General features: G+C 67.4%; 21 protein-coding genes and 5 pseudogenes. 20 read left to right on the plus strand and 6 right to left on the minus strand.

All coding sequences use genetic code 11. From position 1 onward, the window contains the following. The 12 genes and pseudogenes from E3N86_RS16600 to E3N86_RS00245 form a co-directional block, all read left to right on the plus strand. Nucleotides 1–211 (plus strand): annotated as a pseudogene (locus E3N86_RS16600) (hypothetical protein); the annotation flags it as partial. Nucleotides 212–295: 84 nt separating this feature from the next. Next, entirely contained in the window at nucleotides 296–664 is a 369-nt protein-coding gene (locus E3N86_RS00190) for a DUF4440 domain-containing protein (RefSeq protein ID WP_104099425.1), read from the plus strand. Nucleotides 665–776: 112 nt separating this feature from the next. Continuing rightward, nucleotides 777–2012, plus strand: coding sequence for a hypothetical protein (locus E3N86_RS00195; RefSeq protein ID WP_134511080.1), 1236 nt, complete (start codon nucleotides 777–779; stop codon nucleotides 2010–2012). A 142-nt stretch (nucleotides 2013–2154) separates the two neighbouring features. Then, complete coding sequence (locus tag E3N86_RS00200; protein WP_134416535.1) at nucleotides 2155–2865, plus strand: ATP-binding cassette domain-containing protein; 711 nt, start codon at nucleotides 2155–2157, stop codon at nucleotides 2863–2865. Then, on the plus strand, nucleotides 2866–4956 hold the full coding sequence (locus E3N86_RS00205; protein ID WP_104099428.1) for a YhgE/Pip family protein: 2091 nt from the start codon (nucleotides 2866–2868) through the stop codon (nucleotides 4954–4956). A gap of 76 nt (nucleotides 4957–5032) precedes the next feature. Continuing rightward, on the plus strand, nucleotides 5033–5626 hold the full coding sequence (locus E3N86_RS00210; protein WP_134342002.1) for a TetR/AcrR family transcriptional regulator: 594 nt from the start codon (nucleotides 5033–5035) through the stop codon (nucleotides 5624–5626). Nucleotides 5627–5634: 8 nt separating this feature from the next. Next, nucleotides 5635–6129: a DUF3151 domain-containing protein gene (locus E3N86_RS00215; protein WP_241976913.1), complete on the plus strand. Its 495-nt coding sequence runs from the start codon at nucleotides 5635–5637 to the stop codon at nucleotides 6127–6129. Beyond that, nucleotides 6130–7416 carry an adenylosuccinate synthase gene (locus E3N86_RS00220; protein WP_104099431.1) on the plus strand — a complete coding sequence of 429 codons (1287 nt, stop codon included), beginning with the start codon at nucleotides 6130–6132 and terminating at the stop codon, nucleotides 7414–7416. A 255-nt stretch (nucleotides 7417–7671) separates the two neighbouring features. Further along, complete coding sequence (locus E3N86_RS00230) at nucleotides 7672–8331, plus strand: GNAT family N-acetyltransferase (protein WP_241980612.1); 660 nt, start codon at nucleotides 7672–7674, stop codon at nucleotides 8329–8331. A gap of 313 nt (nucleotides 8332–8644) precedes the next feature. Beyond that, nucleotides 8645–9718 (plus strand): DMT family transporter, encoded by a 1074-nt coding sequence (locus E3N86_RS00235; protein WP_338145463.1) that lies wholly within the window; start codon nucleotides 8645–8647, stop codon nucleotides 9716–9718. 211 nt (nucleotides 9719–9929) lie between these two features. Beyond that, nucleotides 9930–10256: pseudogene (locus E3N86_RS00240) on the plus strand (chorismate mutase); the annotation flags it as partial. Between the two features lie 101 nt (nucleotides 10257–10357). After that, nucleotides 10358–11311, plus strand: coding sequence for an SDR family NAD(P)-dependent oxidoreductase (locus E3N86_RS00245; protein WP_134511083.1), 954 nt, complete (start codon nucleotides 10358–10360; stop codon nucleotides 11309–11311). Nucleotides 11312–11425: 114 nt separating this feature from the next. Here the strand turns inward: E3N86_RS00245 and E3N86_RS00250 are convergent, their stop codons facing one another. The 3 genes from E3N86_RS00250 to E3N86_RS00260 all read right to left on the minus strand — a co-directional run bounded on the left by E3N86_RS00250 (nucleotide 11426) and on the right by E3N86_RS00260 (nucleotide 15452). Then, on the minus strand, nucleotides 11426–12379 hold the full coding sequence (locus E3N86_RS00250; protein WP_134511084.1) for a hypothetical protein: 954 nt from the start codon (nucleotides 12377–12379) through the stop codon (nucleotides 11426–11428). Nucleotides 12380–12564: 185 nt separating this feature from the next. After that, entirely contained in the window at nucleotides 12565–14874 is a 2310-nt protein-coding gene (gene purL, locus E3N86_RS00255) for a phosphoribosylformylglycinamidine synthase subunit PurL (protein ID WP_134341999.1), read from the minus strand. A 116-nt stretch (nucleotides 14875–14990) separates the two neighbouring features. Continuing rightward, the gene (locus E3N86_RS00260) at nucleotides 14991–15452 is read right to left on the minus strand and encodes a DUF3817 domain-containing protein (RefSeq protein ID WP_134341998.1); all 462 of its coding nucleotides are present in this window, start codon (nucleotides 15450–15452) and stop codon (nucleotides 14991–14993) included. 152 nt (nucleotides 15453–15604) lie between these two features. Here E3N86_RS00260 and mgrA point away from each other — a divergent pair, with 152 nt between their 5' ends. From mgrA to E3N86_RS00285, 5 genes and pseudogenes are all read left to right on the plus strand, one after another. Next, a complete protein-coding gene (gene mgrA / locus E3N86_RS00265) occupies nucleotides 15605–16630 on the plus strand; it encodes an L-glyceraldehyde 3-phosphate reductase (protein ID WP_134341997.1) in 1026 nt (341 codons plus the stop codon). 148 nt (nucleotides 16631–16778) lie between these two features. Continuing rightward, nucleotides 16779–17297: a hypothetical protein gene (locus E3N86_RS00270; RefSeq protein WP_241985891.1), complete on the plus strand. Its 519-nt coding sequence runs from the start codon at nucleotides 16779–16781 to the stop codon at nucleotides 17295–17297. 121 nt (nucleotides 17298–17418) lie between these two features. Beyond that, a pseudogene (locus tag E3N86_RS00275) lies at nucleotides 17419–17691 on the plus strand (IS1380 family transposase); the annotation flags it as partial. 359 nt (nucleotides 17692–18050) lie between these two features. Continuing rightward, the gene (locus E3N86_RS00280; RefSeq protein ID WP_134511086.1) at nucleotides 18051–18383 is read left to right on the plus strand and encodes a helix-turn-helix transcriptional regulator; all 333 of its coding nucleotides are present in this window, start codon (nucleotides 18051–18053) and stop codon (nucleotides 18381–18383) included. Beyond that, entirely contained in the window at nucleotides 18376–19596 is a 1221-nt protein-coding gene (locus E3N86_RS00285; RefSeq protein ID WP_134511087.1) for a type II toxin-antitoxin system HipA family toxin, read from the plus strand. The genes E3N86_RS00280 and E3N86_RS00285 overlap by 8 nt, the downstream gene beginning before the upstream one ends. Nucleotides 19597–20111: 515 nt before the next feature. On the opposite strand, the pseudogene E3N86_RS00290 reads toward E3N86_RS00285, so the two are convergent. Beyond that, nucleotides 20112–20690: pseudogene (locus E3N86_RS00290) on the minus strand (wax ester/triacylglycerol synthase domain-containing protein); the annotation flags it as partial. A gap of 164 nt (nucleotides 20691–20854) precedes the next feature. On the opposite strand from E3N86_RS00290, the gene E3N86_RS00295 reads away from it, so the two are divergent. Next, nucleotides 20855–21205, plus strand: coding sequence for a hypothetical protein (locus tag E3N86_RS00295; RefSeq protein WP_174842980.1), 351 nt, complete (start codon nucleotides 20855–20857; stop codon nucleotides 21203–21205). Nucleotides 21206–21271: 66 nt separating this feature from the next. On the opposite strand, the gene E3N86_RS00300 is transcribed toward E3N86_RS00295, so the two are convergent. Beyond that, entirely contained in the window at nucleotides 21272–21823 is a 552-nt protein-coding gene (locus E3N86_RS00300) for a cob(I)yrinic acid a,c-diamide adenosyltransferase (protein WP_104099443.1), read from the minus strand. Nucleotides 21824–22280: 457 nt separating this feature from the next. On the opposite strand from E3N86_RS00300, the gene E3N86_RS00305 reads away from it, so the two are divergent. Next, complete coding sequence (locus E3N86_RS00305) at nucleotides 22281–25088, plus strand: vitamin B12-dependent ribonucleotide reductase (protein WP_134401845.1); 2808 nt, start codon at nucleotides 22281–22283, stop codon at nucleotides 25086–25088. Nucleotides 25089–25109: 21 nt separating this feature from the next. Next, nucleotides 25110–25384, plus strand: a pseudogene (locus tag E3N86_RS17175) (hypothetical protein); the annotation flags it as partial. Here E3N86_RS17175 and E3N86_RS00315 read toward each other — a convergent pair. Then, a complete protein-coding gene (locus tag E3N86_RS00315; protein WP_134341991.1) occupies nucleotides 25317–25967 on the minus strand; it encodes a TetR/AcrR family transcriptional regulator in 651 nt (216 codons plus the stop codon). The pseudogene E3N86_RS17175 and the gene E3N86_RS00315 overlap by 68 nt on opposite strands. Nucleotides 25968–26072: the final 105 nt, after the last annotated feature.

Here is a 26072-nt window from a genome sequence, read left to right on the forward strand (position 1 = left end):
CGAGACCGGGTGGCGGGTGTTGCACCTCGGTGACGGCACGCTTGAGTGGACGTCGCCGACCGGGCGCACGTTCGTGAGTGAGCCGGCCACGGTCATCCGCTCGGCGTCGCCTGCGCCGAGACCCGCACCGGAACCGCGCACGCCTGCGGCTGAGTCCGAGCCCGAGCCCGAGTCCGATCCCGATCCCGAGCTCGACCCGGCGCCGTACTGACGGGCGGCTCGCCCGGCCGCAGATCCAGAACTCAGTCCCGCTCCCAGAGGCTCAGTCGGTGCTTTGAGGGGCTAGCGTTGGGTCATGACTGCGATCACTGACGATCTGCCCGCCCGCCTCCTTCACGAAGAGCACGAAGGGTGGCAGGCGATTCTCGCCGGCCGCGGCGGAGACTATTACCGGCGAACGATGACCGCGGACGGACTGCTGATCCTGCCGGGCAGGATCGTCACCCGCAACGAAGCGATCGCCTTCTTCAAGGAGATGCCCGCCATCACGAGCTACCAGCTCCGCGAGCCGGCCGTGGTGCGCCAGAACGAACACGCCGGGGTGCTCGTCTACCGGCTCCTGGCCCACCGCGGCGACGAGGTGATCGAGGCGAACGCGGCCACGACCTACGTATTCGCCGACGGCGGCTGGTGCGTCGCGACGCACCAGCAGACCGCCCTGTAACGACCGGAGAGGGGCAGCTTTTCCGCTCCGCTGCGGACCGTCCCGGCAGGGTTGTGAACGCCGGAACCCGGGGATACCGTGGTTAATAAACTGCCACAGAAAGGACTCCGCAATGGCTGATTTCGGTAATGAGGGGCTCGCGGACTTATACCGTCGATCCGGTTCGGTGTCGAGTGCCTACGTTGACGTGACCCAGGATGCGCAGAACCCCCGGCGAACCTCTTCCCTGCGCCAGCGCACCCTGCGGGAAGCGCTGACCGATGCCGGTGCCCCGGAGATCGACATCAGCACCATCATCGAGCTGATTGAGGAGCCGCCGGGCGTGGGCGGTTCGATAGGCAGGCTGATGTTCGTGCGGCAGGGCGTGGTCGAATTCAACGAGGTGCTCTCGGGGGAGCCGCTCGGCGAGTTGCTGGTCTCCTACGGGCCGGTGCCCGCTCTGATCCCCCTGCTGATCCACCGCCCACGGGACCTCAGGTACGTGGTGGCCGAGGCCGGGCGCGACGGCGGCGAGGTCACCCTCTACCGGCTCAGCCGCTCGCACCCGGTTTCCAAGGTGAAGGTGGAGGGCGACACGGAGTTTCTCACGAAGGTGGGTTCCGAAGACGACTTCCTTGCGAACGGGCGCTATCAGCACCGCACCGAGGAGGTGTGGAAGCGCAACGAGGGCCAGATCGCTGCCGCGATCGACGAGGTCGTGCGGGACAGTAAGGCCGAGCTGCTCGTGCTCACCGGCGACGTGCGTGCCCGCCAGTTGCTCGTCGACCAGCTCTCTCCCGCCAGCCGCGAGGTGCTGCACGTCGTTGCCACGAACACCCGCCCGGATGGTGCCACGCAGGAGGAACTCGAAGGTGACCTCAATCGCCACCTCGCGGCAATTCTCGCGCAGGAGGAGCACGACGCCCTCGAGCGGCTGGGGACGGGACAGGGCAGCGGCCTCTCCGAGCTCGACTTCGCGGCCGTGGTGCGAGCCCTGCAGCAGGGCCAGGTCGATGTGCTGATGCTGGCCCCGGACCGGATGGCGGGGACGACTCTGATCGCCCTCGACCGCGAGCCGTGGCTGGCAGCCACCTCGGCCGATGCCCTCGGCGCAAATGAGCTCGGCTCGGTGCCGGCCGCCGACGCGCTGATCCGGGCGGCGATGCTGACGGATGCGCGGGTGATGGTGGTGTCTCCCGGGGAGCTTCCGGCGGAGACGAGCGCCGCCGCTCTGCTGCGCTGGTCGACCCTCCCGGCCCCGGCCGAAGCTCCCACCCCCGCGGAGGCCGAGCTCGCGAAGCTTCCCAGCCGCGGCGACGCGGTGACATTCCCGCGTCGTCGCGCAGCATCCGATACTCCGGAGTCTTAGCCGCGGCCAGAACGGCGTTCAACGTGGCGAAGGCCACGTCACCGTCCGGGCGGCACCCGGGGCGCGCCGGCCTGAGCCGTGGCACGCGGCACGTCGATCCCTTGTTCTATACTGACTAGTCAGTACAAACGAGGGGATCGACGTGCAGTCGACAGTGAGGGCGCACGACCTGGCCCTGCGATTCAAGCGGGGCTCGGTTTACGGGCCCCTGAGCTTTGAGGCCGGCACCGGCCTCACCGTGCTCTGCGGCCCCACCGGCAGCGGCCGCACCAGCCTGATGCTGACCCTGGCCGGTCGCATGAAGCCGAGCGAGGGAACCCTCGAGGTGCTTGGCCACGAGCTGCCCCGCCGGGCCCGCCGGGTGCAGAAGCGCACCGGCATCTCCGGCTTCCACGACATCGACACCCTCGAGGAATCGGTCACCGTCGGCGCCGCAATCCGTGAGCGCACGGCCTGGATCTCCCCCTGGTGGGCGTTCATCCGCTCGGTCGACGACACCGAGGTGCGCCGCGTCTGCGCCCCCGTGTTCGGCGGCGTGCCGATTCCGGCTGCCGACACCGTGATCTGGGACCTCAATGAGGTGCAGACCGTGCTGCTGAGGGCCGCGCTCGCGGTCATGAACGAGCCGAGCATCCTCTTTTTCGACCAGGTCGAGCAGGTGCACGCACCGGAGTCCCGGCGCATCCTCTGGCAGCGCCTCGCCTGTGTCGCCGCCGCCGGAACCAGCGTGATCGCGTCCGCGACCGCGCCCGAAACCGAGATGTGGGCCGAGCTCGGCATCGACCCGGCCGTTGTCGTGATGACCAAGGCCGGGATGACCTCGGCCCTCCCATTGAATCAGGAGACCCGCTGAATGTTCGCCTTCCTCTCCTCCGGCACCGAACTGCACCGCTTCGGCAAGGGCAAGATGCCCAAGATCGCCCTCGTCGTGCTTATGTTCATCCCGCTCATTTACGGGGCGCTCTACCTCTGGGCCTTCTGGGCGCCCGACCACGAACTCGACCACCTCCCCGTGGCGCTCGTCAACGGAGACGCCGGCGCCAGCCGGGACGGCGAACCGGTCACCGCCGGCCAGGACCTGGTTGACGAGCTGGTCGACGGCCACGAGCTCGGCTGGACCGTGACGAACGGGGCGGATGCCGCCGCGGGCGTCAGGGACGGCGACTACTACTTCTCGGTCACCATCCCGAGCGACTTCTCGGCCAGCGCCGTCTCCGCCGGCACCGACACCCCGCTTTCGGCCACCGTACAGGTCGACTACAACGACAGCAACAGTTTTCTCGCCACGACCATGGGCAAGCAGGCCATGGTTCAACTGCGGGACGCGGTCGCCACCGAGATCGGCGACCAGACCGTCAATGCGCTCCTGGTGGGGGTGAACGAGGCCGGTGACGGCATCCGTTCGGCAGCGGGTGGCGCCGGCCGGCTGTTCGACGGGCTCACCACAGCGTCGGCCGGGACCGGCTCCCTCCTGGTCGGCCTCGATGCCCTTGCTGAGGGAGCGCTCACCCTCGACGACGGCGTTGCGCGCCTCACCGACGGCGCCGGCACCCTGGCGACCGGACTGGACACGCTGTCCGACGGCGCCCGGGCGCTCGCCGGCTCCTCGGTGACCCTCTCCGACGGCACCGTGCAGGTGTCCGAGGGGATGCAGGCCGCCGCCACGGGTGCCGCGACCCTCTCCGAGAAATCGGTGCAGCTCGCCGACGGCGCCGACCAGATCGCCGCGGGAACCGGCACGCTGGCCGGCGGCACCGCCTCGGTGTCGACCGGACTGCACGACCTGCTCCTGCAGATACAGGCGGCACCGGAAGGCACCCCCGCGTCGGCGTTCCTTCCGGCCGTGGAGCACCTCGACGCCGGCGCCGGCGCCGTGAACGCGGGTGCCCAAGGCGCGCTCACCCAGACCCAGACCTATGCCGGGCTCAGCGACCAGTTCTCCACCGGAGCCGGGGAACTCTCCGGCAAGCTGATCGCCGGGGCTTCCGGCGCCGCCCAGGTGGCCACCGGTGCCGGGCAACTCTCGGCCGGCGCGGCCTCCCTGGCCGAGGGGGCCGCCACCGCGGCCTCCGGGGCGGACTCCGTACTCGCCGGCAGCGAGCTGCTGGGCGAGGGCACGGGGTCACTGTCCGACGGCACCCGGCAGCTCGTCGACGGCGGCGTGAGCCTGAACACCGGCGCCGCCGAACTCGCCGCCGGCAGCGGCACCCTCGCCGACTCCCTCACCACGGGCGGGCAAAGTGCGCCCGACCTCACCGCGGACCAGATTGCAAAGAAGACGGCCGTAATCGCCAGCCCGGTCACGCTCGTGCAGAAGTGGGAGAACGCCTCCGACAGTTTCGGCGAGGGGTTCGCACCCTTCTTCCTGGCCCTGGCCACCTTCGTCGGCGGGCTGATCACCTGGCTGATCCTGCGGGCTTTGCCCACCCGGGCCCTCGCCAGCGCCGCCTCCGGGCTGCGCTCGACCATGACCGGCTTCCTGCCGGCGATGGCCATCGGGCTCGCCCAGGTCGTGATCATGGTGCTCGTGCTGGTCTACGGCATCGGCCTTCAGCCCGAACACTGGTTCGGGATGAGCGCGTTCCTCTACCTGACGACGCTCGCTTTCCTGGCTCTGCAGCAGATGTTCATCATCCTGCTCGGCACCGCGGCCGGCCGCGTGGTCAGCCTCGTGCTGCTCATGCTGCAGCTGAGTTCGTCGGGCGGCACCTATCCGGTGGAGACCACGCCCGTGTTCTTCCAGGTGCTGCATCCGTTCATGCCGGCGTCGTACGTCGTGACCGGGCTGCGCGAACTGATCACCGGAGGCATCGACTCTAGACTGTGGGTTTCGGTTGCCGTCCTCGCCGTGATGCTGGTCGGCTCGATCGCGATCAGCGCCTGGAGCGCCGGCCGCCAGAGGATCTGGACCGTGGGCCGGCTGCACCCCGAACTGACCATCTAGCGCGGCCCCGGCACCGAACCGAACCTGCCGGCACCGAACCTGCCGGCACCGAACCTGCCCGTGGAAAGGAACTCCAATGGCACGCGCCACCGGAACGAAACGCGCCATCCTCGACGCCACGCTGCAGCTCGCCGCGACCAGGGGCATCAGCGGCACCACGATGGATGAGGTCGCCGAGCGGGCCGGGGTGGCCAAGGGCAGCCTGTATTACAACTTCAGCTCCAAAGACAAACTGTTCGAGAAACTGCTACAGGAGGGGGTCGGCGCGCTCGCCGAAACCCTCCGCGCCGCTTCGGCCGGCCTGCACGGCAGCGCGGCCCTCGAGGCGCTGGTGCGCGCGCTGCTCGACCGGATCGCGGCGAACACAGCACTGTCCAAGCTGATGGCGGCGGAGATCTTCCGCACCGACCGCACCTGGCAGAAGACGCTCTTTGCGCTACGGCACGAGGCCCTCGCCGTGTTCGCCGACGCGATCGCGGAGGCGAAGCCGGGCAGCCGTGCCGACGCGACCTGCGGTCTGATGGCGTCGAGCGTGTTCGGTGCCGTGCTGATGGCGGGCCTGGAATGGCTCGTTTTCGAACCGGACCGGCCGCGGGACGAGGTCGCCGCGGCCATCCTCGGTTCCCTCTCCGGTGGCCTGTTCGGCGAGGAGCGGTCCGGGCCTTGTTAGGATCGAGTGTGACCGGCGACAATTTGATTGAGCAGCCCGAGACCCTTCTTCCCGCGGAACCGGAGGTGATCGAGGCGCTCCGCCGAGCCGATAGCGGCAGTATTTCCGGCGTGGTGGAGGCCCATCCGACGTCCTCCCTGGCGTGGGCCGTGCTGGCCGACGCCACGTACCTCGAGGGTCGAACCCTGGAGTCCTACGCCTATGCGCGCGTGGGCTACCACCGCGGCCTCGACGCGCTCCGCAAGGCAGGCTGGCACGGCCAGGGCCCGGTGCGCTGGACCCACGAACCCAATCGCGGAGTCCTGCGGGCGCTCTATGCGCTGCGCCGGGCCGCGGGCGAGATCAATGAACAGAACGAGTTCGACCGTCTCACCACCTTCCTGAACGGCGCCGATCCCACGGTGATCAGCCGCCTTGATCAGGAGACCAGCACACCGGACGGCTACCGGGCCACCGACCCGGCCCCGCCCACCGAGGCGTTCTTTATCCGAGGAGAAAACTAAATGCCAGCGATCGTTCTAATCGGAGCCCAGTGGGGCGACGAGGGCAAGGGCAAGGCCACCGACCTCCTCGGTAGCCGGGTTGACTACGTGGTCAAATTCAACGGCGGAAACAACGCCGGCCACACCGTGGTCATCGGCACCGAGAAGTACGCGCTGCACCTGCTGCCGTCGGGCATCCTCACCGCCGGTGTCACGCCGATCATCGCCAACGGCGTGGTCGTCGACATTGAGGTGCTCTTCGAAGAACTTGACGCGCTGATCTCCCGCGGCGTGGACGTGTCCGGACTCAAGGTGAGCGCCAACGCTCACATCATCACCCAGTACCACCGCACGGTCGACAAGGTCACCGAGCGTTTCCTCGGCAAGCGCCAGATCGGTACCACCGGCCGTGGCATCGGCCCGACCTACGCCGACAAGATCAACCGCGTCGGCATCCGCGTGCAGGACCTGTTCGACGAGAACATCCTGCGCCAGAAGGTCGAGGGTGCCCTGGCCCAGAAGAACCACCTGCTGGTCAAGGTCTACAACCGTCGCGCGATCACGGTCGACGAAATTGTCCAGGACCTGCTCAGCTACGCCGAGCGTCTGCGCCCGATGGTCGCCGACACCGCCCTGCTGCTGCACGAGGCCCTCACCGCCGGAAAGACCGTGCTCTTCGAGGGCGGCCAGGCCACGATGCTGGATGTCGACCACGGCACCTACCCGTTTGTCACCTCCTCGAACGCGACCTCCGGCGGCGCCGTGACCGGCTCGGGCATCGGCCCGAACCGGATCGACCGGATCATCGCCGTCGTCAAGGCGTACACGACCCGCGTCGGCGCAGGCCCGTTCCCGACCGAACTGTTCGACGAGTCGGGCGAGTTCCTGCGCGCCAACGGTTTCGAGTTCGGCACCACCACGGGGCGCCCGCGCCGCTGCGGCTGGTACGACGCGCCCGTCGCCCGCTATACGGCCCGCATCAACGGGGTGACCGACTTCGTGCTGACCAAGCTCGACGTGCTGACCGGCCTGGACACGATTCCCGTCTGCGTCGCGTACAGCGTCGACGGCGTGCGCTTCGACGAGGTGCCCGTGTCGCAGTCCGACTTCCATCACGCAAAGCCCATCTTCGAGGACTTCCCCGGCTGGACCGATGACATCACCGGCGCCCGCACCTTCGAGGACTTGCCGCGGAACGCGCAGGCCTACGTGCTCGCGATCGAGAAGATGAGCGGCGCCCGCATCTCGGCGATCGGCGTCGGTCCCGGCCGCGAGGAGATCATCTCGCGCCACGATCTCGTCGACTGAGGCAAGCGCGGCTGTGGGCCGCGGGCCACGGGCTGTGGGCCGCCGGCTGCGGGCCACGGGCTGTGAACGGCGGGCTGCGGGCGGTGCTGAAGGCCTCCGCCCGGTGCCCTGACGAATTCGACGGAGATTTTGCTGCTGGAGGGCGAAAATCGGCCCGCGGCCTCCGTTTTCGCCAAAATCTCCGTCGAATTCGTTCGCGCCGACCTGACCGCTGCCGTTCATTCGGTGGCAACCTGGCGCTGCCACAGTGTCGGCATGACTGCCGAACGACCTCAGAGCATCGCCATCGTGGGCCACTATGTGCGGCTCGAACCTCTCACCCGTGCGCTGCTGTCCGAGCTGCATGGCGCGATCGCGCATCCAATGGTTTTCGACGGCGGTTTTGGCGGTGGCCCGGGCGGGCTCCGCACGGACCCGGCCGAGTTCACCGACTGGGCGGATGCCTACGTTCACTGGGCGGGACTGCCCTATGCGGTGCGCTTGGCCGGCGGCCCGCACGCCGGTGACCTCGTGGGCATGTCCACGCTGGGCGACCTGCACCTGCAACACGAGTCGGCCCACGTGGGCTGGACCGCTTACGATCCGCGGGTCTGGGGCACCGCCGTCAACGCGGAGACGAAGCTACTACTGCTCGGGCTGGCCTTCGACCATGGGTTCGGGCGGGTGAAGATCCAGGCGGATGTGATGAACGTGCGGTCCTGCGCGGCTATCGCGGGCATCGGGGCCACGTATGAGGGGATTATCCGCCGGGAGCGGCGGCGGGCCGACGGCAGCTGGCGGGACACCGTGATCTACTCGATCCTCGACAGCGAGTGGCCTCGGGTGCGGGCCGGGCTGCGGGCGCGGCTCGACGGGTACGGCGCGCGTTCGGTTCAGTACCGGGTGCGGCCGCTCGAGACGAGAGAAGTGGCCTGACGGCGGCACCGCCGGATGCCCGTTTGCGTGCTCCGGCGCGTTCCGGCGCGCTTCGGCGCGTGCAGCGGGCCGCGGTCGAGCGCGTCCGTGCGGAGTGGGTTCCGTGCTCAATGCCCGAACGAATTCGACGGAGATTTTGCCGCCAAGAGCCGAAAACCGGCCCGCAGCATCCGTTTTCGTGAAAATCTCCGTCGAATTCGTTCGCGTGCGCGGCGGGTCACTCATTGCCAATGATCGGCGGCTTTCGGCCGCGGCGGTCGGCACCAGTCCGGCACCCGTGCGGAGTGTCGGCGGGGCGCGGTACAGTCGGCAGGTGAGAGACGTTCCCGCCGCCGGACGAACCCGGGTTACCCTGCAGTTCCTGGGCATGGGTGTGGTCTGGGGATCCAGTTTCCTGTTCATGAAAGTGGCCCTCGAGGGGGTCACGTTCGGCCAGGTGGCGTGGTCGCGGCTGGTGCTCGGCGGTTTCACGCTCGGCCTGATCGTGCTGACCAGCCGTCCGCGTGTGGCCAATGGGCCGGTGCTGCCGCGCGAGAAGATGGTCTGGCTGCATTTCCTGGTGATCGCGATCACCGGATGCGTCGTGCCGCACCTTCTGTTCGCGTGGGCGGAGCAGTACGTGTCGTCGAGTCTGGCCAGCATCTACAACGCCGTGACGCCGATCATGACCGCGGTGATGGCGACGCTCGCGTTCCGGGTGGAGCGGCTCGCGCGCGGGCAGGTGGCAGGCATCCTCGTGGGCATCGCCGGCGTGGTCGTGATCATCGCGCCGTGGCGCTACGCGGCCCTGACCGGCGACCTCTGGGGCCAGCTGGCCTGCCTGGGCGCGGCGGTCTGCTACGGCTTCACGTTCGGCTACACCCGCCGGTTCCTGAGCGGCCGGCCGATCGCCCCCGCGACTTTCGCGTTCTTGAACATCGGCATCGCCGGGGCGATCATGCTTGTGGCCACCCCGGTGGTGGCGGCGCATCCGGTGGCACTGACCGTGCCGATCGTGGCCGGACTGCTCACTCTCGGCGCGCTCGGCACTGGCGTGGCCTACATCTGGCACATCAACGTGCTGCGCGCCTGGGGACCGACGAACGCGTCGACGGTGACGTATGTCACACCCGTCGTCGGGGTGCTGCTGGGGGTGCTCGTGCTCTCGGAGACCTTCTCGTGGCACGAGCCGGCCGGGGCGGCGCTGGTGCTGCTCGGCATCCTGCTGACCCAGCGGCGGCTGCGCTTGCCTGGGCGGGCGGGGTCGGCGCGGCGGTTGGCGCGGCCGGTGAGGGCGGCCCGGTCGGCGGAGTCGTCTGGGTCGTCCGAGTCGTCTGGGTCGTCTGGGTCGTCTGGGTCGTCTGGGTCGGCGGAGTCGCCCGCGCCGCTGCAGCGGTCACGGAGTTAATGGCGACCGGTATGGCGCCGGAATCGACACTTCCGGTCGAGATCGACTCGCGCGCCGGGCGAAGTCGACCGGAACTGTTGACCTCGGCGGAGCGGGCGTGGAATGCGTTGGAGCGGGTGACCGCTTCCGGGTGGTAGCCCGCGGCCTCCATCGAAGACGGCGGGCAGTGCCGGTCGTGCGGTCACCGCGCGCGAAACGGTATCGTCGAACCATGGCTGCACACGAGGAATTGCCCGCCGGCGCGGGGCAGGAAGCGATCGACGAACTGGGCAGCATCCGTCAGAGTATCGACAACATCGACGCCGCGCTGATCCACTTGCTGGCGGAAAGGTTCAAGTTCACCCAGCAGGTCGGACGGCTCAAGTCCACGCACGGCCTGCCCCCCGCCGACCCCGAGCGGGAGCTGCTGCAGATCCAGCGACTGCGCGGACTGGCCGAGGAGGCTCGGCTCGACCCGGCCTTCGCCGAGAAGTTCCTGAACTTCATCATCGCCGAGGTCATCCACCACCACGAGAAGATCGCCGGCACCGAGTCGGCGAACGGGTCCGCGCCGCGAGCTGCGGGGGCACGAACGGATGTCGCACGGCCGGTCGTGGGCACCAGCCCCGATTCTTCCGCCACCACGGCGCCGGCCACCTCATGACTTCTCAGACCTCCGCGCTCCCCGGGGCGTCGCGCGCCCTTCCGGCCCAGTTCGGGAAGACCTTCGTCGTCACCGGCGCCAACGCCGGCCTCGGCTACTTCACCACCGAGCAACTCGCCGCCGCGGGCGCCCACGTCGTGCTGGCCTGCCGCAATCTCGCGAAGACGGAAGCCGCGGTCGCGGCCATCCACGCCCGGGTGCCCGGGGCATCCGTGTCGGCGATACCGCTGGACCTGAGCGACCTCACCCAGGTACACCGTGCCGCGGACGCGCTGCTGGAGCTGCCGCGGATCGATGGGCTGATCCTGAACGCGGGCATCGTGCACCCGCCGCGCACGCGCGAGCTGAGCCCCGACGGGCACGAACTGGTCTTCGCGACCAACTACCTCGGCCATTTCGCGCTCACCGCGCGGGTGCTGCCGGCTCTGCGGCGCACGCCCGGCAGCCGGGTCGTCGCGCTCGGGTCGATGATTTCGCGGCTGCTGGACTCGCCGCTGCTCGACCTGCAGTTGGAGTCCGGCTACAACCGGTGGAAGGCCTACGCGCAGTCGAAGATCGCCATGCAGGTGTTCGGCTTCGAGCTCGATCGACGGCTGCGGGCGGCCGGAGCCGGCGGCACTGACGGGGTGCAAAGCCTCGTCGCACACCCCGGTTACTCGATTTCGGGTCTGACGCCGGGCATCCGCGGGGTCAATCAGCCGTCGCGTGCGAACCGGTTCGCCGACACCCTGCAGTCCTTCGGTGCTCAAGGCAAGGACGCCGGGGCCTGGCCCACGGTGAGTGCGGCCGTCGACCCGGATGCCCGTGGCGGCGACTACTACGGCCCTCGCTATCTCACGCGCGGCCTGCCGACGCTGCAGGAGCCCACGCGCACCTCGCTCGACCCCGCGGTCGCAGAGTCGCTCTGGTCACGCTCGGAGCTCCACCTCGGCGCCCCCTTCTCGATCTAGCGGGCGCCCCGCTGCACGGCCCCGCGTGCGCTCAAAATGCCGCCATACGACGGGGAATGGCGGCGTTTCTAGCGCACGCGACCCCTGGAGAGGGTGTGGGGCTGGAGGTGGGATTTAGGGGATCCAACCGCGATCGAGAAGGGCGGTGCGAATTCGGGCGATGACCGCATGGGGAGAGTGGGATTTGTTGACACGGATGACCCGCCACCCTTCTTCCATGGGCTCGTCCAGCCGGTCGATGTCGCGGTGAAACTGTCGTTCGTCTTCGCGGTGCTGGCCGCCGTCATACTCGATCAGGACCTTGTAGCGCAGGTAGGCGAGATCACCCAAGGCCATGAAGGCGCCGTATCGATTGACGAGGGTCAGGTTCACTTCCGGCTCCGGCAGGCCTGCCCGCACGATGAGAAGTCGCAGCACTGTTTCCTTTGCAGAATCGGTGCGCGGACGGACCAGGGCGAGGGCCTCGCGGAGACGACAGGCGCCGGGCAAGCCCGCGTGCCGCGCAACGGCCAGGTGAAGTTCCGCCATCGTGGCCGCAGGCCGCTGGCGGCGCACGAGGGAGTCGCCAATGATGATCAACTCATCGAGGGTGAGGACCGTCGACAGCTGGACCCACGCGTCGACCGCTGAAGCGACGGCGAGGTGTCCCACCGAAACGACGCGCACCCGGTCCAGCGGAATCAGATGTCCGCGCACGCCCTTGCCCCGGCGGCGCCGGGTCCGAATGCCTGTGCCTACATCCACGATTGACCGCTCGAGGAGTCGTGCGGGGAGAGGCAGCCCGTGGAGAAGCGCGGCCGTCGCGTGGCTGAAGAACTGATCTGACGGCATCCGCACCGCGTAGTCATAGGCCCGGGTGCGCGCTGCTGCACGGATCCGTGCCCACCTGTCCGCGTCGCTGATGGGGGCCGGTGACGGGCCGCGCCCCACAGGCGCCCGCACGCCGTGGAAGGGCCGCGCGAGGTCGCTGCGCCGCAGTCGCCCGGAATTGACTCCCCGCTGTCGAGCGTCGGCGACGGAAAACGGCCCATCACCGAGCCCGGCCGGCAGCTCAGAAGGCGGTCTCATCGCACGATGATGCCACCCGCTGCGATTCGCACGGTGCTCTATCCACAGGCGCCGACCGCAGGTGCTCGCGCGTGCGCGGAAAGTGCCACTTTGATCCCGGCGATGGCGGCCGATTGGTCGCACGCAGGGGCGAAACGGGGTCGGTCGGTCGGAGGGGAGCGGGAGAACGGGCGGAGGAGGAACCCCTACTGCGCGAAACGGGAGGGGAGGGTGCTGCGGTGACGCGTCTGCAAGTCGGCGAGCGACACCGTGAAGTGGTCCTGGATCTCCAGGCTCGCCGAGGTCGAGTCCGTCACGCCGATGCGCAGCACCGGGTAGCCTCGCCCCTCGCAGAGGCCGAGGAACTTCACGTCGTCTTCCCGAGGAACCGATACGATCACGCGCCCGGCCGACTCCGAGAACAGGGCGACGGATGCGTCGATCCCGTCGCGCTCGCAGATGTCGCCGAGCCACACGCGGGCTCCGACCCCGAACCGAAGCACCGCTTCGGCCAGCGTCTGCGCCAGCCCGCCCGAGCTGAGGTCGTGGGCGCTGTCGATGAGCGCCTCGATCGACGCCGCGTGCAGCAGCCCCGCCAGGGCGGCTTCGCCGGCCAGGTCGACGACGGGCGGCAGCCCGCCCAGGTGGTCGTGGATGACTTCGGCCCAGGCCGAGCCGTCCAGTTCCTCGCGGGTCACGCCGAGCAGGTAGATGTTGTGGCCGTCGTCCTGCCAGCCGCTGGGCACGCGGCGGGCGACGTCGTCGATCACGCCGAGCACGGCGACCACAGGGGTCGGGTGGATCGGCTGGTCGCCGGTCTGGTTATAGAACGACACGTTGCCACCGGTGACCGGGATCTCGAGCGCCAGGCATCCGTCGGCCAGACCGTCGACGGTCTGGGCGAACTGCCACATCACCTCGGGGTTCTCCGGCGAACCGAAGTTGAGGCAATCGCTGATGCCGACCGGCACCGCGCCGGTCACGGCCACGTTGCGGTAGGCCTCGGCCAGAGCGAGCTGCGCGCCGCGGTACGGGTCAAGCTGGCAATAACGGCCGTTCGCATCGGTGGCGATGACGAAGCCGAGGCCCGACTCCTCGTCGATCCGGATCATGCCCGCGTCGTCGGGGAACGAGAGGGCCGTGTTGCCCATCACGTAGCGGTCGTACTGGTCGGTGATCCAGCTCGGGTCGGCCAGGTTCGGCGAGCCGAGCAAGGCCAGGAACTGCTCGCGCAGCACCTCGGGTGAGGTCGGGCGGGGCAGCGCGGAGGCGCTGTCGGCCTGCAGCGCGTCGAGCCAGGTGGGGTAGGCGACCGGGCGGTCGTAGACCGGCCCGTCGACCGCGACGGTGCGCGGGTCCACGTTGACGATCTCCTCGCCGTGCCAGTCGATGATGAGCCGGCCGGAGTCGGTGACCTCGCCGAGCACGCTGGTCTCGACATCCCATTTGGCGGTGATGGCGAGGAAACCGGCGAGCTTCTCCGGGGTGACGACGGCCATCATGCGTTCCTGGCTCTCGCTCATCAGGATCTCTTCGGCCGTCAGGGTGGGGTCGCGCAGCAGCACCTTGTCGAGCTCGATGAACATGCCGCCGTCGCCGTTGGAGGCGAGCTCGCTGGTGGCGCAGGAGATGCCTGCGGCGCCCAGGTCCTGGATGCCCTCGACGAGCTTCTCGCGGTAGAGCTCGAGGCAGCACTCGATCAGCACCTTCTCGGCGAACGGGTCGCCGACCTGCACGGCGGGGCGTTTGGTGGGGCCGCCTTCGGAGAAGGTGTCCGAGGCGAGAATGGATGCCCCGCCGATGCCGTCGCCGCCGGTGCGGGCTCCGAAGAGCACCACCTGGTTGCCGGTGCCGGTGGCGTTGGCGAGGTGCAGGTCCTCGTGGCGCAGCACGCCCACGGAGAGTGCGTTGACGAGCGGGTTGCCCTGGTAGACCTTGTCGAACCAGGTCTCGCCGCCGATGTTGGGCAGGCCGAGGCAGTTGCCGTAGAAGGAGATGCCGGACACGACGCCGTGCACGACGCGGGCGGTGTCGGGGTCGTCGAGACGTCCGAAACGGAGGGCGTCCATCACGGCGACGGGGCGGGCGCCCATCGAGATGATGTCGCGCACGATGCCGCCGACGCCGGTCGCGGCACCCTGGAACGGCTCGATGTAGGAGGGGTGGTTGTGCGACTCGATCTTGAACGTGACCGCCCAGCCCTCGCCGACATCCAGCACACCGGCATTCTCGCCCATGCCGACCATGAGGTTCTTCTTCATGGCGGGGGAGACCTTCTCGCCGAACGAGCGCAAGTATTTCTTCGAACTCTTGTAGGAGCAGTGCTCGCTCCACATCACCGAGTACATCGCGAGCTCGCCGCTCGTGGGGCGGCGGCCGAGGATCTGTCGGATCTCGGCGTACTCGCCCGGGGTCAGCCCCAGCGCGTCGAACGGCTGCTCTTTCTCGGGCGTCGCAATCGCGTTTGCAACGGTGTCGGCAATGCCGCGGGAGGGTGTGGTGGTAACAGCGGTCACGAGTGGCGTTCTCCCAGAGATAACGGATGCTTGACCTGGCGAGTCTACCCGCCGCGCCGCTCCAGCGCCGGTTCCGAGGCCGCCCGGCTATAGCCTGGCAGCGGCCTGGCCGCCCGCTAGCTGCGCCCGCCGGGAGGACCCAGCGACAGCATCACCGTCATGATCGCCACCGCGGCCACGGCGAAACTGCTGATCAGGATCACCGGACGGTTCAGCATCCAGCGCAGCAGCGTGCCCACCCAGGTGTGGTCGCGCGGGTCGTCGGTGGCGACGCGGCGCCAGTCGCCGTCGAGCCGGCCGCTGCGGTCGAGACGGATGTCGAACGGCACCGTTGCGTAGGGCACGATCGCCGTGGCGACGGCGAGCACCATCAGCCGGACCGGCCAGCGCTGGTTCAGGCCCACCAGCACGGCGGTCAGGGCGTAACTGATGAAGACGAACCCGTGCAGGGAGCCGGCGATCCGCACCGGGGTGCCGCCGGCATCCGCCACGTATTTCAGCAGCATGCCGCCGATCAGGAGGGTCCAGGTCACCGCCTCAGCGATGGCGATGGTGCGGTAGAAGAGGCGGGGAGACACGGGGGAACACTCCAGGGGGTGGGGAACGGGACGAAAGAAGGGGGAGCTTCGATCTTCGCAGGGTTGCGGGGGAGCCGCGCATCGGCCGAACGGATGACACGGCGGATCAGTGGGGCAGAGGGCTACCCAGCCGACTGTGCGAGTCTGAAGGGATGACGTACCTTCCCGCGGACACCCGCTACGACTCCATGCCCTACCGCCGCACCGGGCGCAGCGGCCTCAAACTACCCGCGATCTCGCTGGGCCTCTGGCAGAATTTCGGCGGCACCGCACCGATGGAGACGCAGCGCGCCATCCTGCGCCGCGCCTTCGACCTAGGCGTCACCCACTTCGACCTGGCCAACAACTACGGCCCGCCCAAGGGCAGCTCCGAGAGCAACTTCGGCGTGCACCTCGCGCAGGATTTCGCCCCGCACCGCGACGAGCTGGTCATCTCGACCAAGGCCGGCTACGGCATGTGGTCGGGCCCGTACGGCTCGTGGGGTTCCCGCAAGTATCTGCTCTCGAGCCTCGACCAGTCCCTCGGCCGCATGGGCCTCGACTACGTCGACATCTTCTACTCCCATCGGGCCGACCCGGACACCCCGCTCGAGGAGACGATGGGTGCGCTGCACACGGCCGTCACGAGCGGTCGGGCGCTGTACGCCGGCATCTCCTCGTACTCGCCCGAGCGCACCCGGCAGGCCGCCGCGATCCTGGCCGAGATGGGCACGCCGCTGCTGATCCACCAGCCCTCGTACTCGATGTTCAACCGCTGGGTCGAAGACGGACTGCTCGATACCCTGGACGACCTCGGCGTCGGCTGCATCGCCTTCTCCCCGCTGGCGCAGGGGCTGCTCACCGACCGCTACCTGAACGGGGTGCCCGAGGGGTCCCGAGCCTCGCAGGCCGGCTCGATGAGCCGCGACATGGTGAACGACCAGACGGTGGGGCGCATCCGTGCCCTGACCGAGATCGCGGATGCCCGCGGTCAGTCGCTCGCCCAGCTCGCCCTGTCGTGGGTGCTGCGACGCGAAACCGTCACCACGGCGCTCGTCGGCGCCTCCTCGGTGAAGCAGTTGGAGACGAACATCGCCGCGATCGACAACCTCGCGTTCACCGACGCCGAGATCACGGCGATCGACGAGCACGCCGTCGACATGGGCATCAACCTGTGGGAGCCGTCCAGCGCCGTCTAGCCCGGGTGACATCGACGGATGATTCGGGCGGGCCGCTGCGGCGCCCGCGCCGTGATCGCCGGGCAACTTTCCTGGACAGGTTATTAAAAGCAGAGTTATCCTTTTAATAAATCACACGATGAGATCGAGGAGACTGCTAGTGGCAAGAATGAGTGTGGAAGTGGAACTCGAGAAGGGCCAGGTGACGAAGTACCGGCGTCACGAGAACGGGCGTGGACTGGTGTCGCCCGGTGCCCAAGTGAACCCGAGCGCCTACGTGTCGAGCGCAACGTATGTGGAAAGTGACGCCCAGATCGGGCCTGAATCGTGGATCGGGCAGGGGAGCTGGATCGACCACGGGGCGATCATCGGCGCGCGGGTCTTCGTCGGCGCGAACGTGCATGTCGGGGCCGATGCGATTGTCGGAAACGAGGCGCGCCTGGCCAGCAACACGGACATCGGCCGTGGGGCTTTCATCGCCGACGGTGCGGTCATCGACCACGAAATTGCGGTCCCGGAGTTCACCGACGTCAGTGCACGGCCGACCGCCCGAGCACGCACGGTTCCACCGGGGGGCCTGTCGGCGGCATCCGGTCCCGACCGTGCCGGATGGCGGCGAACCTGGGGTGCTCGACGCACGCCGTCACCTCGCCTGCCGGTCCCCCCGGTGTTGGTCACGGTGTCCTAAGCCTCAATCCACCGGTGAGGCTGGGGAGTTGACGGCGCGTTAAACAGAGAATGCCTTCCAGACCAGGAAAAATAGAACTCACTTAGGGTTCATTTCGACTGACACGAAAGGCATCTCGTAGATGCAATTTTTCCATAGTTCCACGGCCTTGTCAGCGTCCCTCGATGACACCAATCTCGTGTCGGCCGCCGGACTCGTCCCTGCGATGATGTTGGCCGCCTCCACGGGCCTGGGCGAGCTTGCCAGCCGGTGATTGACGTTGCCGGGGTACCTCGGGGCGAACGCAGGGTTGAAAGTCACCGCGTTGGTCGCGGGGATGCTCGCCGGCGCGGACTCGATCGATGACATGGCTCTGCTCCGCCACGGCGGGATGAAGAAACTCTTCGCCGATGCCAGACATCAGGCGCCTGCGCGGAGATCGAAGGGGCCATTCGCCCGGCTCGCGCGGCCGCCTGAAACCACTCACCCCTGGAGTCAACTGAACTCGAGGCAGTCCCTCGTGAGTCTTGTGAGTCTGGTGCGATTTGTGAGTCGTGTGAGCTTGGGCCGCACCCGACATTCCTGCCAAATGTGGGCACGCGTGAACCTCTCCGCCCGTAAAGGCACCGGAGTCTGCCCGCCACACGCCCGACACGCGGCACACTCGTCCGGTGCGCTGCGATCCGCCGCAGACGGGAAACCAATTTAAGGCGAAGTATCAAATGCTTTATGAACGTTAGTGTATAAAATAATAGACGTTAGGGAGGAGAGTCAATGGTTGAGAAGCGATTAACCCCCATCCCCGTCCGGCGTGCTCTCCGTAAACTTGGCACAGACATTCAGACGTGGCGGAAACTTCTCGGGTTGACTGCTGCGCAGGTCGCGGACCGCGCGGGCATGAGCCGGGCAACCCTCCACAAGCTGGAATCAGGGCAGGGAGGCGTCAGCCTCGAGACCGCGCTGCGTGTCTTCCGGGCACTTGGAATCATGGACACGGTCGTTGAGAGCGCCGACCCTTATCGCAGCGACATCGGCCGGCTTCGCTCCGAGGAAGTTCTCCCGCAGCGTGTGCGTCAGAGCCGGCCGAAGAAACAGGCCGATGTCTGACGCGGAAGTCTGGGTGCAAATAGACGGTGTCGACGTCCGCGCGGGCACGGTCTACGCGCATCGTCGACGCAACTCCGAGAGCGCCACTTTCACCTACGACATCGATTATCTGGCCAGACCAGACGCGTACTCGCTCGATCCGGGACTACCCCTCTCATCCGGGTCTTTCAACACTGCGGACGGGCGTCGCCTTTTCGGGGCGTTCACGGACTGCGCTCCCGACCGCTGGGGACGCAAACTCATCGAAAGATCCGAACACCACCGTGCCGCACAAGGCGGTGGAGCTGCACGCAGTTTCGGCGAACTTGATTACACGCTCGGTGTTCGCGACGACCTTCGTCAGGGCGCCTTCCGGTTCCGTCGTCCGGGGACCACTGATTGGCTGGGGCCGGCGGCTGCAAGCGTGCCGCACCTGGTCGGCCTGCCGAGACTTCTCCACGCTGTTGAATCTGTTGAGAGCGACCATCCCGATGACGAATCGTTGCGGCTACTCCTGCGTGCGGGAAGCTCTATCGGTGGTGCCCGGCCCAAAGCTTCCGTTGTCAACGGCCGGGGTGCATTGCTCATTGCGAAGTTCCCCCGTGTTGCCTCCGACGAATGGGACGTCATGGCGTGGGAGCAGCTTGCTCTGACGCTGGCCAGCCGGGCAGGCATTCGAACGCCGCGCACTGAATTGATGAGTGTCGCAGGCCGGAACGTGCTGCTGCTCAACAGGTTCGACAGAGTCGGGGATAGTCGCATCGGATATGTGAGCGCTATGACGATGCTCGAAGCAGTTGACGGCGAGCACCGCAGCTACTTGGAAATCGCCGAGGTCATTGAGCAGTCATCCTCATTTGCGACGCGTGACCTTCGCGAGCTGTGGCGCCGGATCGCGTTCTCAATCCTGATCTCTAACACCGACGACCATCTCAGAAACCACGGGTTCCTCCGGTCGGACACCACACGCAGCTGGGACTTGTCTCCCGCGTTCGACCTCAACCCCAACCCGGCGGCGGGACCCAAGGAGTTGTCCACGTCCATCGACTACGACACCTTTTTCGCGGACACCGCCGCCCTCCTAGACGTGGCTCGGTACTTCCGTGTGAAAGACGCCGTCGCATTGCTATCAGAAGTCAAGGCCGCTGTCTCCGGGTGGGTCGTGGAAGCCCGCCGACTCAACATCCCGGAAAGCGAAATTGACCTCATGGCTGGCGCGTTCGTTGCCGGATGAGCCCAGAAGGCTGGACGGACCGAGTGTTCAAGTACCCGACGCCGACGCGGGGGTTTCGCGATCTGATTCATCTGCTCACGCTGGCGCTGAAGAGCCGGAGCGAGCACGGTATCCGCGATTTCCGAGACCAGGCGTGGAACTAATCGGATAAGCCGTTCGAGGGGCATTGTTGCGCGGAGGCTAACCGCGCGCAACAGAGACTCGGTCGATGGAGCTCTCCCTCGCTCCGTATCGGCTAGGGGTTCTGCGAGGATTGAATCCCATTAGATGCTGACCGGATTCGCCCGGCCGACCATTGGCGTCGTGCAGATCGTCGGGAACAACGTTATTGGTGGATGGCACAGCCCGCGCCCGCAGTAGTTTCTGCCCGACGTGCCCGACTTCTAGGGCTGAATGTCGGCCAAGGAATTTATTGCGGGGACTCGGGCGACTCGTCGCGATCGACCGGTGCATCCTGGGCGGTCTCGTCGGAACGTTACCCGGCAGCGGACCCGACGCGACTTTCCCAAATTGCCTCAGTAAAACCTTCGTGCAGGGCCTTGGCCAGTGGCAGGAGAGTTCGGCAGCGCGCCACCGATCGCGGTGAGCACGACGTCGTTGACCGTGGCTTTCTGGGCGTGACCGGCGTTGCGGATCCCGTCCAGCGCCACCGTGACCGTAGCGAGGCTTCGTCGCGGGCCGGTCGGCCGGTTGAGCGACGTTGACCTCAGGCGCGTCCACCGCACCGACCGCAATTCCCGGGCCGCATCGCGGAGGCGGCGCAGCAGAGCGGGGAGAGCTCGCAGTGAACCTAGCCGGCGGGTCCAGGCGTCGATGGCAAGCTGGCGAATGGAGGCTTGCGGCCGCGGGAAATCGGATTCACGCGTCTTCGGGCCCACGGCCCTGGGCGTCCCGGTAGCGTCCGACTGGTTTACGAGCCCGCCCAGCACGACCAGGCCAGCCACGCCGTCGGCGAGCACGTGGTGAAAGACGACGATCAACGCGGCTTGGTGCCGCGCTACTCCGGTGACAAGAGTGGCTGCCCAGAGCGCACGGGTGCGCGGCAGCGGAGTGACGAGCAGCACTGCGGCTAGATCGAGTACCGCCTGCTCGCCCCCGGGGGCCGGTCAGCCGGGGCGAACAATCTGCTTTCCCGCAAGCACGCCTGGTGGCCCTGGCTGAGTGCGGAACGCATGCCATTCTGGACGCGGTGATTGGCCCGTGCGCGACGTCGGAAATTGAACTCTCCCGAGAGCTCGCAGGACGCTTCGAACCGGGCATGTTGGTCCTCGCCGACCGCGGCTTCTCCGGCTTCCGGTTGTGGGCTCAAGCGGCAGCGACGGGCGCTGACCTGCTCTGGTGGGTCAAGACGAACCTCCGCCCTCGGCATCAGGAGACCCTCGCTGACGGGTCCTGGCTGGCGACGATCATCCCGACCTCGGGCCCGGGGCGGCAATCGACACCACCATTGACCGTGCGGGTCGTGGACTACACGATCGACGACGGACGCGACAACCCTGACGCCGACCGGCTGCTGACCACGATCCTTGATCCGGCCGAGGCCTCCGCGATAGAACTCGCGACCGTGTACTACCCCTCCACGAGCCAAAATCACCACTCAAACGCTTAACTGAACGGTATTGAGGCTAAGCGGAGGAGGAACCGGCGAGGGAGAGAATTCAATTTTGAGTCGTCCTCAGTCGTGGCTGGCTGGCTCTGTTTCGGGGCCCGCCGAGTGCCGGGCAAGCACGTAGAGCAGGTCGGAGAGCCGGTTGAGGTAGTGCCGCGCGTCGTCGCTGACCGGATGCCCGACCACACCGGCCCGCACCGTGTGCCGCTCGGCCCGCCGCACCACCGTTCTGGCCAGATCGATGGCGGCCTCGGTGGGCGTCGACCCGGGGATGAGGAAAACCGGCCGCAGCGGCCGGGCGGTCACCAGCCCGTCGATGATTCCCTCCAGCTCAGTGACCATGTCCGGAACGACCAGCGATATGCGCGGGACGAGGCGGTCGCGGTGAGCTGGGTTCACGACCAGATCAGCTGCGACGACGAACAAATCGCGCTGCACGCGGAACAGGATCGCGGCATGCTCGGGCTCGGCGCATCCCGCTCGCGCCAGACCGAGGGCAGACACCGCTTCGTCGATGTCGCCGACCGCGTCCATGAGTTCATCACCCTTGGAGACCCTGCCGCCATGAAGCATCCCGGTGCTGCCGGCGTCGCCGGTTCTGGTGTAGATTCTTGCCATTTCGTGGCCTCCCGTTGATCGCCGGACTAGGTTGACGAAGCTGGGCCGGTACCGGACAAATCCATCGTTTCATGCATTCGCGTGCCGGTGCGACTGTCTGCCGTCGGTGCGCGGGTGCCCGGCCACCGTCGGGATGCTGCACACCGCACGGAACACCACCCCTCTATCGACGTGGTTGCGCCGCGGGGCTCAGATTTTCCCCTTCAGCAGCGCAACGTTTTTTGGTGGGGATCTGATGCGGGCCGTCGTCCTGGCCGACGGCGCGGCACTGATCGGCCGGCCTGTGCGTGCAGCCCTGCTCCGCACCGCCAGGCGGGCTTTTTTCTGCAGCACTGCCCGTCGAGGACACGCCCGAGCCGAAGCAGAAAAACACAATCACTACATGTAGTGGTTCACTGAGGAGTTGACGCCCACTGGTAGTAATTCGGCATTCGGGTGTCGAGAGTGGGGAGCGAACGTGAGTAGCAGGAATCAGAACGCCGAAGCCGGGTCTGACGGAAGCGATCAGGGTGCGCATAGTGCCGGACTGGCCATCGAGCGCCACTTCAGCACGCCCGGGGTCCACCCGTACGACGAGGTGGTCTGGGAGCTTCGCGATGTCGTGCAGACGAACTGGAAGAATGGCGAAACCGTCTTCGAGCAGAAGGGTGTCGAGTTCCCGGACACCTGGTCGGCGAACGCCTCCACCATTGTGAGCACCAAGTACTTTCGCGGGGCCATCGGGTCGCCCGAGCGGGAGTCCAGCCTCAAGCAGCTGCTCGACCGGGTGGTCACGCGGTATGTGGTTGCCGGGTCGGCGAACGGGTACTTCGCCGGGGACGGCGACGCGGAGGTCTTCGGTGCGGAACTGACCTGGCTGCTCCTGCATCAGGTCTTCTCGTTCAACTCCCCGGTGTGGTTCAACGTCGGGACGCCATCGCCGCAGCAGGTCAGCGCCTGCTTCATCCTCTCGGTCGAGGACACAATGGAGTCCATTCTCGGCTGGTACCGCGATGAGGGGATGATCTTCAAGGGCGGTTCTGGGGCGGGGGTGAACCTGTCCCAACTGCGTTCCTCCAAGGAACTGCTCTCCTCCGGCGGAACGGCCAGTGGGCCCGTCTCGTTCATGCGCGGCGCCGATGCCAGCGCGGGCACGATCAAGTCCGGCGGGGCGACCCGGCGTGCTGCCAAAATGGTGGTGCTCGACGTGGACCACCCGGACATCGTGGAATTCATCGAGGCCAAGTCGAGGGAGGAAGGCAAAATCCGTGCTCTGCGGGATGCCGGCTACGACATGGACCTCGGCGGTGCGGACATGGCGAGCGTGCAGTACCAGAACGCCAACAACACCGTTCGGGTCAGTGACGAGTTCATGCGAGCCGTGGAAAACGGCACCAGCTTCTCCCTCACCTCCCGGCAGGACGGAAGCGAGATCGAGTCAGTGCACGGACCGGGCCTGTTCCGTCAACTCGCCCAAGCGGCGTGGGACTGCGCCGACCCGGGAATCCAGTACGACGACACCATCAACGACTGGCATACCAATCCCGAATCGGGTCGGATCACGGCGTCGAATCCCTGCTCGGAGTACATGTCGCTCGACAACTCGTCCTGCAACCTGGCCTCGCTCAATCTGCTCAAGTTTCTGCGCGCCGACGCCGTCCCGGGGGAGGACGTGTTCGACACGGATGCCTTCGTTCGGGCGGTCGAGCTGATCACCACGGCGATGGACATCTCGATCTGCTTCGCCGACTTCCCGACGCCGGCCATCGGTGAGACGACCCGCGCGTTCCGCCAGCTGGGCATCGGCTACGCCAACCTCGGTGCTCTCCTGATGGCCGCCGGTCACGCCTACGATTCCGAGTCGGGCAGGGCCGTGGCCGCCGGGATCACCTCCCTGATGACCGGAACCGCCTACCGGCGTTCGGCCGAACTGGCCGGGGTGGTTGGCCCGTACGAGGGCTTCGCGCGCAATGCGGAGGCCCACACGAGAGTCATGCGCAAGCACGAGGCAGCCGACATCGCCCTGCAGACCTCGGGTGGCATGAGCGGCGAGATCCATGATCGGGCGTCGGCGGCCTGGCAGCAGGCCCTGATGTTGGGGGAGGTGTCCGGCTGGCGAAACGCGCAAGCCAGTGTTCTCGCTCCCACCGGCACGATCGGCTTCATGATGGACTGTGACACCACGGGAATCGAACCGGATTTCTCACTGGTGAAGTTCAAGAAGCTGGTGGGTGGCGGCTCCATGCAGATCGTCAACCAGACCGTGCCCCGAGCGCTGCGCGGCCTGGGGTACCCGCAGGAGGCCGCCGAAGCGATCGTCGAACACATCGCCCTGCACGGACAGGTCATCGGTGCCCCCGGGCTCGAACCGGAACACTACGCGATCTTCGACTGCGCCATGGGAAAGAGGGCCATCGCGCCGATGGGCCACGTGCGCATGATGGCCGCGGTTCAGCCGTTCCTCTCCGGAGCCATCTCCAAAACCGTCAACCTCCCGCAGAGCGCAACGGTCGACGAAGTGGAGGAGGTCTACTTCCAGGGCTGGAAGCTCGGGCTCAAGGCGGTGGCCATTTACCGCGACAACTGCAAGGTCGGTCAGCCCCTATCGGACGGCAAGGCCGCCCCGGCGTCCGTGCCGGTCGTGCAGCCCGCGTCGCCGATCCGGCGGCGACTTCCGAAGTCCCGCACGTCGATCACCACGTCCTTCGCCGTCGCCGGCGCCGAGGGGCATCTCACGGCGGGGTTGTACCCCAACGACGAACTCGGCGAGATCTTCCTCCGGCTGGGCAAACAGGGTTCTACTCTGTCCGGGGTCATGGACGCATTCTCCATCGCGGTCTCGATCGGCCTACAGTACGGGGTGCCGCTGCCGACCTACGTCGAGAAGTTCACCAATCTGCGCTTCGAACCGGCGGGGATGACCGATGACCCGGACATCCGGATGGCGCAGTCGATGATGGACTACATTTTCCGCCGCCTGGCCCTGGACCACCTGCCGTTCGCCACGCGCTCGTCGATGGGGATCTTCACGACCGCCGAGCGCGTTTCCCAGCTCGATGCGGGTGGCTCTGAAGCAACGGAAACGGCGCCACCGAGCCAGGTGCTGCCTCCGGCCCAGCCGCCTGCAGGGGCGACTCGAGCGGTGCATTCCTCGGCGGAACTACTCGAGGCTCAGCAGGGTCTCAGCTTGGATTCGCCGCTGTGCATGTCGTGCGGCACCGCCATGCGTCCGGCCGGTTCGTGCTACGTCTGCGAAAGCTGTGGCAGCACGAGCGGCTGCAGCTGAGGCCCATCGCTGCCTGACGGCGGTGGGCTGTCGGCGCCGATCTTCGACATCGTGCTCAAGGGCCTCACCATTCGCGGTTCGATCGGGGGCACCCGCCGTGACCTTGTCGAAGCCCTGATTTCCACAACCGTGGAGTGTTCCACCCGGCTGTCGCCACTGGCCGCCTCGAGGAGCTGACCGACGTCCTCGACGAGATGCGCCAGGGCAGGATCGACGACCGGGTCGTCATCACGGACTCGGCGCACCCGCTGCCGATGCGGCGCCGGACAGGGGGCTCGCCGTCGTCAACTGGATGACGGCCAGCGCGGACCGAGCGTGGACCGCGGCCTCGGCGGCGGTCACCGGTTCGAGCAGCCCGAGCAGCCGCCGCCGGTAGTCTTCGCCCAGCAGCAGTGCGTAGAGCTGCTCGGCATGGGCAGCGGCCGCCTGGCCGTGCTCGGCCCGAATGTGGTCTGCGAGGCGCGCGATGTGGCGCATGTCGCCGTTGTCGTGCAGCCGTCGGGCGAGTTCGGGAAAACGCAGCGACTCGGCGATCACGAGGCGGTGTAGTCCGATCATCTGGGCCGAGTGCAACCCGTACACGATACGCGCGGCGAGTGATTCCAGCGTCTCCGTGCGGAGAGGCTCGCCACTCACGTTCGCGGCCAGGCGTCGCTGCATCTCGGTGAAGACGCCATCCTTGTCACCGAAGTAGGTGTAGATCGTGCGCTTGGTGACGCGGGCCGCGGCGGCAATCCGGTCCACCGTCGCCTTGCCGAAGCCATATTCGAGGAAGACCGGCAACGCGGCGTCGAGGATCTGGCCTCGACGCTCGACGCGCCCCGCCTCCGTGGGTCGGCCGCGCTTGCGAACCGGGCTCGCTGGGGTCGCTGAGTCCATGTCCGGCCCTTCGGATCTTCAAAAAAACGTTAAACGCAAACGTACTCTCGGATGTAGAATGAAACTAATTCGTATCATTAAAATTCGATGCGACTCTTCGATCTC

This window comes from Cryobacterium sp. Hz7, assembly GCF_004402815.1.
In the GTDB taxonomy this organism is placed as follows: domain Bacteria; phylum Actinomycetota; class Actinomycetes; order Actinomycetales; family Microbacteriaceae; genus Cryobacterium; species Cryobacterium sandaracinum.